This is a genomic window from Nostoc sp. DedQUE12b, assembly GCF_034530835.1.
Taxonomy (GTDB): domain Bacteria; phylum Cyanobacteriota; class Cyanobacteriia; order Cyanobacteriales; family Nostocaceae; genus Nostoc.
The window spans coordinates 21,953-31,887 of the sequence record NZ_JAVRCI010000054.1 but is presented as its reverse complement, the minus strand read 5'-3'; the positions used below and the strand labels follow the sequence as shown (position 1 = coordinate 31,887).

8 protein-coding genes are annotated in these 9,935 nt (G+C 40.4%); 7 read left to right on the top strand and 1 reads right to left on the bottom strand.

From position 1 onward, the window contains the following. On the bottom strand, positions 1-1,167 hold a 1,167-nt coding region (locus RMY16_RS23120), incomplete at its 3' end, for a filamentous hemagglutinin N-terminal domain-containing protein (protein WP_322738316.1). Between the two features lie 367 nt (positions 1,168-1,534). Here RMY16_RS23120 and RMY16_RS23115 point away from each other — a divergent pair. The 7 genes from RMY16_RS23115 to RMY16_RS23085 all read left to right on the top strand — a co-directional run bounded on the left by RMY16_RS23115 (position 1,535) and on the right by RMY16_RS23085 (position 9,927). Then, on the top strand, positions 1,535-1,885 hold the full coding sequence (locus RMY16_RS23115) for a beta/gamma crystallin-related protein (protein ID WP_322738315.1): 351 nt from the start codon (positions 1,535-1,537) through the stop codon (positions 1,883-1,885). Positions 1,886-2,348: 463 nt separating this feature from the next. Next, the gene (locus RMY16_RS23110) at positions 2,349-2,687 is read left to right on the top strand and encodes a beta/gamma crystallin-related protein (RefSeq protein ID WP_322662662.1); all 339 of its coding nucleotides are present in this window, start codon (positions 2,349-2,351) and stop codon (positions 2,685-2,687) included. 202 nt (positions 2,688-2,889) lie between these two features. Further along, a complete protein-coding gene (locus tag RMY16_RS23105) occupies positions 2,890-3,219 on the top strand; it encodes a beta/gamma crystallin-related protein (RefSeq protein WP_322738314.1) in 330 nt (109 codons plus the stop codon). Between the two features lie 182 nt (positions 3,220-3,401). Further along, the gene (locus tag RMY16_RS23100) at positions 3,402-5,594 is read left to right on the top strand and encodes a peptidase domain-containing ABC transporter (RefSeq protein WP_322738313.1); all 2,193 of its coding nucleotides are present in this window, start codon (positions 3,402-3,404) and stop codon (positions 5,592-5,594) included. Between the two features lie 38 nt (positions 5,595-5,632). Beyond that, positions 5,633-7,135 carry an HlyD family efflux transporter periplasmic adaptor subunit gene (locus RMY16_RS23095; protein WP_322662656.1) on the top strand — a complete coding sequence of 501 codons (1,503 nt, stop codon included), beginning with the start codon at positions 5,633-5,635 and terminating at the stop codon, positions 7,133-7,135. Between the two features lie 119 nt (positions 7,136-7,254). Further along, positions 7,255-8,451, top strand: a complete 1,197-nt coding sequence (locus RMY16_RS23090) for a hypothetical protein (RefSeq protein ID WP_322738312.1) — start codon at positions 7,255-7,257, stop codon at positions 8,449-8,451. A 228-nt stretch (positions 8,452-8,679) separates the two neighbouring features. Further along, on the top strand, positions 8,680-9,927 hold the full coding sequence (locus tag RMY16_RS23085) for an HlyD family secretion protein (protein ID WP_322738311.1): 1,248 nt from the start codon (positions 8,680-8,682) through the stop codon (positions 9,925-9,927). Positions 9,928-9,935 lie beyond the last annotated feature (8 nt).

The window sequence follows — 9,935 nt, the reverse complement described above, 5'->3', positions numbered from 1 at the left end:
ATTAATATTTATATTCCCAGCATCTCCGTTTTCTCCATTGGCGCTGGCTGCTAAGTAAGAGTCTTTAAAAACAGAAAGCGAGTTTGTATTGATAGTGACGTTGCCTGCATTTCCCTGTCCTTTGGTACTGGCTGCTAGAAAAGAGTTATTGCTCAGAGAAAGTGAATCAGCCTTGATATTAATATTTCCACTATTACCCACAGCGTTCTCTAGCACTTGATTGGAAATATTGCTGCTGTTTGCGATCGCAACTATCCCAGTGGCATTAATTTTAATATCTCCCGCCTGAGTTTTGGATGAACCAACGCCTGAAATTCCTGTTATCAGTTGGCTTCCCTCCGATATATTCAAATTTGCTGCATTGACAGCAATACTACCACCACTACTTGCAAGTACATTCACTTCAGCTTGATTGGTGAGAGACACATCAGCTTGTGGCACTCCTTGGGGAAAATTCAAACCAAGAAAATCCCCGTTAGAAAAAAGTCCAACGGTGTTTTCTCCTGCTACTCCCCCCAACTCCACACTTCCCGAAGGAGCTACAAGCTGACCACCATCGATGCTCACATTGCCGCCAACAAGTATTAAACTTTTAGCAGGATTTACCTGTAGATTAGACCTTTCTACCGAAACATTTCCAGCATTGCTCCCGAATTGCAAACCAATAGGGACATTAATAGTTAACAAAGGTCTAGATTGAGGATTTTTTGCACTAAATTCAAATCCATCAGCAAATTTCATACTATTGGCAGATGTGGCAAAAAATGAACCACCAATATTTAACCGAGCATTTTCACGAAAGATAATACCATTGGGATTAATTAGAAAGAGGTTAGCTGTGCCGTTAGCTCGGATTAAACCATCAATATTAGAGATAGAATTTCCTGTGACTCGGCTAATAATGTTTTGAATATTTGCAGCATTGTTAAAAAATGCCTCCAAGCCAGTAGGAACAGAAAAATCTTTAAAGCTATGGAAGAGATTACCCCTTGCTTGACTTCCTCCGGTGATTTTAAAGGTGTTGTTCTCTAATGTGACGTTGGAATTATTTGGCAGAGTGCCGTCTGGGGTGATTTGGGCAACTGAAATATTTGCATATAAAGCGATCGCACTGACAATGGCAATTCCTAGACCTTGTAACCAGTTTGGCGCAGTTCTAAAAGACATTGCACTCTCCTATAGAAAAGGAAATTTAGCTTGGAAGCCTTAATTGAGTATTGGTGTCAGGACAATCAACTTATGCATAAGAGAGGATATTACCAAATTGGCACTGCTGAATCAAGTGAATAAAATCATGTCACTGCTACCAATTAAAAATTAGAAGGTCAAACTAGCCCAAAACGCCTGATTCTTAACAGTGAATAAAATTATGTAACTGCTACCAATTAAGAATCAGGAAGGTTAGTAAGCCGGAAATAACTCTGATTTCCGACAGTGAATAAAATTTACTCACTGCTACCAATTAAGAATCAGAGTCAAGGCAAACGAGCTTAACCTTCAGTTCAAACACAATCTGAAACTCAGGAGAAAAACAATGTCTAACATCAACAACCACGGAGTAGATATGAACAACGATGTACTTTTTCAAGAACTCGACTGTGAAAAGGCTGCTACCATTCAAGGTGGTGCTTCAGCGCAAGTATTTACAGATGCAAATTTCTCAGGAACTGCTTCAAATATTTTTGATTATGACGTACCTCTTTTTTCTTTTAACGATCAAATATCATCGATTAAAGTCTTTTCTGGTGAGTGGGTATTTTGGTCAGATGCTAACTTTAGTGGTTCAGGTCTAATTTTGGGACCAGGAGAATATTCTAACCTCCAAAATTTAAATGGAGGAGTATATAATGATGTCATATCGTCAGCAAAAAGAAACGTTCAATAATAACGAATAACCCAACAGAAACTAAACTAGGTTGGGTTATGTAGAGCGTAATCCAACTTAGTTTAATAACGACAAAATATTTTTCTTATATCGTGTCGTGTAAAGTTGGCTTTCCTTGGAACTATAGCCTTTCAAGTTTTACGTTACGAGTTGAACTACCTATTAAGAATCAGTCAGGTTAGCAAGCCGGTAATAACTCTAATTCCCACAGTGAATGAAATTTCATCACTGCTTGCTATTTATTAAAAATCAGAAGGGAAAGCCAAAAACGCCTGATTACCGACAGTGAATAAACCCATGTCACTGCTACTAGTTAAAAATCAGTTAGGTTAGTAAACCGGAAAAAACTCTCATTCCCAACAGTGAATAAAATTTAATCACTGCTACCAATTAAGAATTAGAGTCAAGGCAAACAAGCGATTACCTTCACTTCAAACACAATCTGAAACTCAGGAGAAAAACAATGTCTAACATCAACAACCAAACCCAAGACCTTTACAGTATCGAAGCTGTGCAAGACCTTTCCTATGAAAGTGCTGCTGCTATTTCTGGCGGTGCTGCATTGGAACTCTACAATGACAGCAATTTTAGGAAGCTGTTAGTGCAGACAAACGATGGTACTGGAAATGTGGGCGAGCGCGTAAATGACCGTATTACCTCGATTGTAGTCAACGAGGGTGTTTGGAGATTCTACACAGATTCTCAATTTCGGGGTGTTTCTGCCGATTTGGGACCAGGACGTTATGCAAATATTGGTCTCGGTTTTAGTGATTCAATCACATCCTTCCGGAGGATCGGGTAGGTTGAGCTAACACTTTCAACGATCCGATCTCATCTATTGTGATTCTTGAAACTTAAGTCCTGAAAATCAAAAGAGAAAAGACGTTCTCACCTTCGCTTTTAGCTGAGTAACGTTTTTTCTCCCAGTTACTAGGGGCGAGGTTGCTTTCGCTCCTTATTTTTTCATAGATATCTAGTTGTACTGAGCTTTTCAAAAATCAAATATGAGTCCTACTAACTATCTATTTTACAGCAGCGAAGGTGTGCAAGACCTTTCCCATGAAACTGCTGCTGCTGTTTCTGGCGGTGCTGCATTGGAACTCTACGATGACAGCAATTTTAGAAAGCTGTTAGTGCTGACAAACGAAGGTACTGGAAATGTGGGCAACAGAGTAAATGACCGTATTACCTCGATTGTAGTCAACGAGGGTGTTTGGAGGTTCTACACAGATTCTCAATTTCGGGGTGTTTCTGCCGATTTGGGACCAGGACGTTATGCAAATATTGGTCTCGGTTTTAGTGATTCAATCACATCCTTCCGGAGGATCGGGTAGGTTGAGCTAACACTTTCAACGATCCGATCTCATCTATTGTGATTCTTGAAACTTAAGTCCTGAAAATCAAAAGAGAAAAAACGCTGTCACCTTCGCTTTTAGCTGAGTAACGCTTTTTCTCGCAGTTACTAAGGGCGAGATTGCTTTCGCTCCTACTTTTTTCATAAATATTTAATTTTACCATGAGATATCAGGTTGTTCTCCAACACAGTGAGGAAGACTGTGGTGCTGCAAGCCTAGCTACTGTTGCCAAACACTACGGACGCACCTTTGCCCTCAATCGCGTGCGAGAAGCTGTAGGCACGGGAACGCGAGGAACTACACTATTAGGTTTAAGGCGGGGAGCAGAAACCCTGGGATTCCATGCTCGTCAAGTCCAAGCCACCGCACAAGTACTAGAAAAATTAAATGAAGTTCCCTTGCCTGCGATCATTCACTGGAAAGGCTACCACTGGGTGGTCTTTTACGGGCTGAAGGGGAAAAAATGTATTATCTCTGACCCCGCAGTTGGTATCCGTTATCTCACCCTAAAAGAGTTGATGGCGGGTTGGAGTGATGGTGTGATGCTGCTGCTAATGCCAGACGACAGCCGCTTTTATGAGCAATCAGAAGATAAAATTGGCGGTTTTGGGCGCTTTATTGCCCGGATATTACCCTATCGTAACCTTCTGATTCAGGCGATCGCCATTAACTTTGCGATCGGGCTGTTATCCCTGGCTTCCCCTTTAATGATGCAACTCCTCACCGATGATGTGCTAGTGCGGGGAGATACCCAACTGCTAACAACAGTGGCAATTGGCGTCATTGCCATGAACCTAATTCAAAATGCCATTGGTTTGGTACAATCTCACCTGATTGGTCATTTTGGTCAACGGTTGCAATACGGGCTAATTTTAGAATACGGCCGAAAACTGTTGCGCTTACCCCTATCTTATTTTGAAGCTCGTCGCAGTGGGGAAGTCGTTAGCCGGATTGCAGATGTTCATACCATCAATAATCTAGTTTCCGAAATTGTCCTTGGTTTACCCAGTCAATTTTTTGTGGCTCTGGTTTCTTTGGGTTTCATGCTTTTCTATAGTTGGGAACTTACTCTAGCTTCCGTCGCTGCCTTTATCATTGTCACAGGAGTCAACCTGCTTTTTCTTCCCACCTTACGCCAGAAAACCCGCAGCCTCATAGTTAAAGGTACAGAAAATCAAGGCTTTTTAGTCGAAACCTTTCACGGTGTTCAAGTCCTCAAAACCACCCAAGCAACTCCTCAAGCTTGGCAAGAGTATCAGACAAATTTTGGTCGCCTTGCTAACTTAGGCTGGGATACAATGAAATTGGGGCTTTACAGCAGCACAGTCACGAGTATTCTTTCCAAATTGACGAGTATTGGCATACTCTGGTTCGGTTCTAGCTTGGTGATCAATCAGACATTATCCATCGGTCAACTGCTGGCGTACAGTGGTATGAGTGGCAGCTTTCTTGGGTTTTTAGCGTCAGTAGTCGGGCTAATCGATCAATTTATCACTGCTCAAATTGTCGTTCAACGCTTGACAGAAGTGATAGATTCTACCCCAGAAGATGAAAATGACTTTAAAAAACCTTGGGCAGAAATTCCTGGAAACGCAGATATTATTTGTTCTCAAGTTAACTTTCATCATGCTGGTAGAACTGACCTGTTAGAAAATTTTTCTTTAACTATCCCTGGTGGTCAAGTAATAGCCTTAATCGGTCAATCAGGCTGTGGTAAAAGTTCTCTTGGCAAATTAATTACTGGTTTATATCAAGTCCAATCTGGGAATATTTGTTACGGTTTATACAACCAGCAAGATTTATCTTTAGAATGTTTGCGACAGCAAATCATATTAGTTCCCCAAGAACCTCATTTTTGGAGCCGTTCGATTGTTGAAAATTTTCGCTTCAGTTATCCCAACGTTAGTTTTGAGGAGATAGTCAAAGCTTGCAAAATTGCTGGTGCAGATGAATTTATTAGTAAATTACCTGATAAATATCAAACTGTTTTAGGTGAATTTGGAGCAAATCTTTCTGGCGGACAAAGGCAGAGATTAGCTATAGCTAGAGCAATTGTGACTGACCCACCTATATTAATTTTAGATGAATCGACAGGCGCTCTCGATCCAGTAAGTGAAACCCGAATTTTGAATAGATTACTTGCTCACCGTCAAGGCAAAACTACAATTATGATTAGCCACCGCCCTCAAGTTATCAAACGGGCTGATTGGATTGTTTTGCTTGAAAATGGATATTTAAAAATTCAAGGAACTCCAGAAGAATTACGTCATATACCTGGAGAGCATTTAAGCTTTATTGATGAGATTTCTCCTTCTAATAATGGGTTTAAATCTTCTTTAGTTCTTCGTAATTAGTTAATGGTTATTGGGTATTTTATATCTACTCAGCACTTATGATTAGTAACCCTCAAACAAATTTTTTACCTTTAGTTCAAGACAACGAGTTTCTCCCACCAATTAGTCGTTGGACTACATTTGGCGGACTATTTATCGTGTTTGCCTTGGCGTTAGCTGTTCCTGTGGCTGCGGTGGTTAAATATAAAGTTACGGTAAAAGGGCAAGCGGTCATTCGTCCTGCGGGTGAATTGCCAATTGTACAGGCGGCGACAGAAGGACAGGTAATGCAGATTTACGTCAAAGAAAATCAAACGCTGCAAAAAGGAGATAAAATTGCCACTATTGATGATTCTCGACTGCAAACTAAAAAAAACCAGTTGCAAACCAATATTCAACAAGCTAGGTTACAACTAATTCAAACTGTTCCACAAATAAATGCAATAAATAGTCAAATTCGAGCTGAAAGCGATCGCACTAATCGGACTATCGCTTCTGCTAAAGCAGAATTGCAGGGACGCGATCGCGCTCATCAAGACAAAAAAATTACTAGCATCACTGAACTTCAAGAAGCAGAAGCCAATGTCAAAATGGCTCAAGAAGAATTATATGCAGGTCAAGCACAGTTACAATCAGCATTAGCTAATCTCCACGCAACTGAGGCAGCTTTAGGAGCAGCGACATCAAAGCAGAGCCGATATGACAGTGCCGCCAAACAAGGGGCATTATCCCGCGATCAACTTGAAGAAGTACAGTTGGCTGTGAAACAACAAGAACAAGCTGTACAGGCGCAAAAAGCAACTTATAAAGCTCAAGAAAAAACAAATGAACGGCTAAAACAAGCTGTTAATGGGGCTATTGCTAAACGCGATCGCGCTCAAGCAGCTCTGAACCCCAGCAATGCAGAGATAGCAATGGCGACTGAACGCATTGCTCAAGAAAAAGCTTCTGGGGAAGTAAACAAAGCATCTTTAGAAAGAGAACTTCAAGCACTTATAAAACAGAAAATTGAAACGGAAAAACAATTAGAGCGTGATACTAGCGAATTTAAGCAAGTCGAAATTGACCTGAAGCAAACTACTATTACCGCTACAGCAGACGGGATTATTTCCAAGCTCAATTTGAGAAACCCTGGTCAAACTCTCCGGGCTGGGGAGGAAGTTGTGCAAATTGTTCCTAGTCATGCACCTTTAGTTATCAAAGCAGCTGTCGGTTCTGAAGAAAAAGGTAAGATAAAAGTCGGTCAAAAGGTGCAAATGCGAGTTAGTGCTTGTGCTTATCCTGATTATGGTACTCTCAATGGCGTTGTCAAAGCAATTTCCCCGGATGCTGTGAGTTCGCAAAAAAACGATGCAGATACTGATACGAACTCTATCCCAAAAGCAACTGCTGTAGGTGCTTTTTACGAAGTCACAATTGAACCAGAGAAACTTGCTTTAGGTCGCAGTACAAAAAAATGTCAAATTCAATTGGGTATGGATGGCAGAGTTGATATTATTACCCGCGAAGAAACTGTGCTGCAATTCCTGCTTCGGAAGGCAAGATTAATGACAGATTTGTGATATTGACATTAAGAGATAGATTTATGCTCATGCAAAACTTTAATATGCATGTTTTTTGGTGGATTTTGGTTTCTAGCGTCAATATTTTACTTTTAGTTATTTTTTACGAAACAATATATTTGACTGACATTTCAACGGCAGTTTTTAGCGTCAGCAATATATTAGTAGCTATTTTAGTCCGTAATGAACTGATTTTGCATTTCTTGTATCGTTTGGCAGTATGGACTTCGGTAAAGATTGTTTATGGCAAATACTATCTTAATAGTGGCGTTCATTATATCGGTAGCGTTCACGCCTCATGTGCTACTTGGGGTTTTCTGTGGCTAATTGTTGATGTATTGCAGCAGTTGGGAAACCCAAGCGATCCTCTATCAATGGCTACATCCAGCGATCCTATATCAATCGCTACATCAAGTATATTGTTAACGCTTTTATTTATTATTATCATCACCGCTATTCCCCCATTCCGCCATAAGTTCCATGACACGTTTGAAATCAGCCATCGCTATCTGGGATGGTCTTGTTTGAGTATTCTCGTCTTGCATCAAATTAGATTTCAATTTATCATCGCTCTCAACCAAGCTTATCCTCTAGAAACTTTATTAACTAATCCAGTTTTACTCGCGATCGCGCTGATGATTTTCAGCATATTTTTGCCTTGGATCAGCGTGCAGTGTTTTGATAATTTTAGGATGGATTGTCCATCTGTTGGAGTTTTAGTTGTGACTCTTCCAGGAAGGGCTGACGTAGGAACATTTGCTCGAATTAGTCTAGATGGTATTGAATGGCATTCTTTTTCTGTTGCAGGAACGAGTTTTAGCAAACAAACGGGCGAATCAGAAATTCATTTAATAATCGGCGCGGTAGGTGACTGGACTAAAAATTTGATTCGGCAAGTTGAAAAAGGAAATTTGCCCAAACGATTATGGGTTCGTCGAGTCAAGCCTCCTGGTTTTATGTTCTCAATTAACGCTTATTCACGAGTAGTTGTAATCGCAACTGGAGCAGGAATTGCACCAGTCATACCTCATGTGATAGAAAATAGTCACAAACTTTGTATTGTGTGGATCGCTAATGAACACGAACAAACTTATGGCAAAAAGCTTTGGTCGTTGCTTGACTCTCATCCTCGTTGCAATATTTTCGATACAAGAATGCATGGTAGACCAAATGTAGAGCATCTAGCTCTTAGCGCCGTTCGAGATTTTCGGGCGCAAGCTGTGTTTTGTGTATCCAACAAAGCAGTTACTGAAAAGGTGGTCAAGACTTGTTTGGGAAAAGGTATTCCAGCTTATGGAGCTACCTGGGATTCATGAGGCTGCTGTATGCTTTGTTTGTTGCTTAAGCAATGAAATTACGTCTTGTACTTGTTTGGACGCTGGTTTTCTAAATACTCTAAATAGTCTAAATAGTATTTAGAAAACTATAGCCATCCTATTTGAGTTATGAAAATTAACGAACTACCAAGAGCGCCAACAAAAGAAAGAGAAGTTTTCATATCTGATTTAGGATTGCTATAACTAAAATTTAAAGCGATTTGTTTCATGAAATTAATTAAAACAGCTTCAGGAAAAATTATCCTTTCGATTCTAGTCCTTAGCTGTCTGGCTGTTATTGGAGTTAGGCTAAGACGCAACTTTTCTCAAATTCGCAGTGTACAAGCTTTTGTTAATGGTGAAATCATTTTTGTGCGGGCATCTATCCCAGGCGAACTAGAGTTGAAAAGCGATAAAATTAAGTTGAGCAACAAACTTGAGAAAGGTACACAAATCGGCACAATTAAATCTACTGTCGAAAATCCACGAGTATCAGTCCTCAAAATTGAGAAGCAGGAATTGAAAACTCGGCTACAGGATGTTCAACAGCAAATCTTTGGGGTAAAACAGCAAATTCGGAATCGCACTGAATTGATGAACTTGTTTAAAAAACAAACTGATACCCAGAAAACACTTCAACTCAACTACGCCCGTCAACAAATAAAACAATATGAAGGGGAAATAGCTCAAGCAAAAGCTACAGAAACAGTAGCGATCGCTGACACTCAACGCTTTGTTCGTTTAGCTAAGGAGGGAGCAGAGACTATCTCCAAAGCCGAAAACGAAATTGCAAAAGCGCAGCAAGCATCTGCTGTAGTCAAGGAAGTTCAATCAAGAATTGAGCTAGCCAAACTCAACTTAGAAGCAACGAAAGCCGGACTTCAGCTAGAAGGAACTCGCACCTTAAGCTATCCTGAAACTCGCGTTCTCGAACTTAAGGTAGAGTTAACAGACTTAAAGCAACAACAAAGAAACCTCGAAAAACAAATCCAGAGTATTCAATCACAACTAGCTAGTACCAGTAAAGAATTGCAGGTTCAGCAAACTGCCTCAGTTCTAGCACCAACAACAGGCGTGATCTGGTCAATTGATTCCCAGCCCCAGGAAATAGTCGAAGCGAATAAATCGATTATTCAGTTACTCAACTGTCAGAATCTTTGGATAGAGGCATTTATAAATGAGACTGATGCGTCGAAACTTGTTATTGGACAAGAAGCCCAAATCAACCTTAATAACTCAAGTAATTTTCAATGGAAAGGACGATTAGAGACAATCAGAGCAGGTACAGGTCGTGTTGAAGTTGGGCAATATGTTGTAGAACCACCACCAGAAATTGCCCGCCGTCAACTAACAGTACGGGTAGCGGCAGTACGAATCAAAGTTGATTGGCAGAAAACACCTAGATTTGACGATTTTTGTCTGGCGGGGAGAAGTGTAAACGTTCGCTTTCTTGAATCAAAGTCCTCGCCTTTTTAGCAATTTAT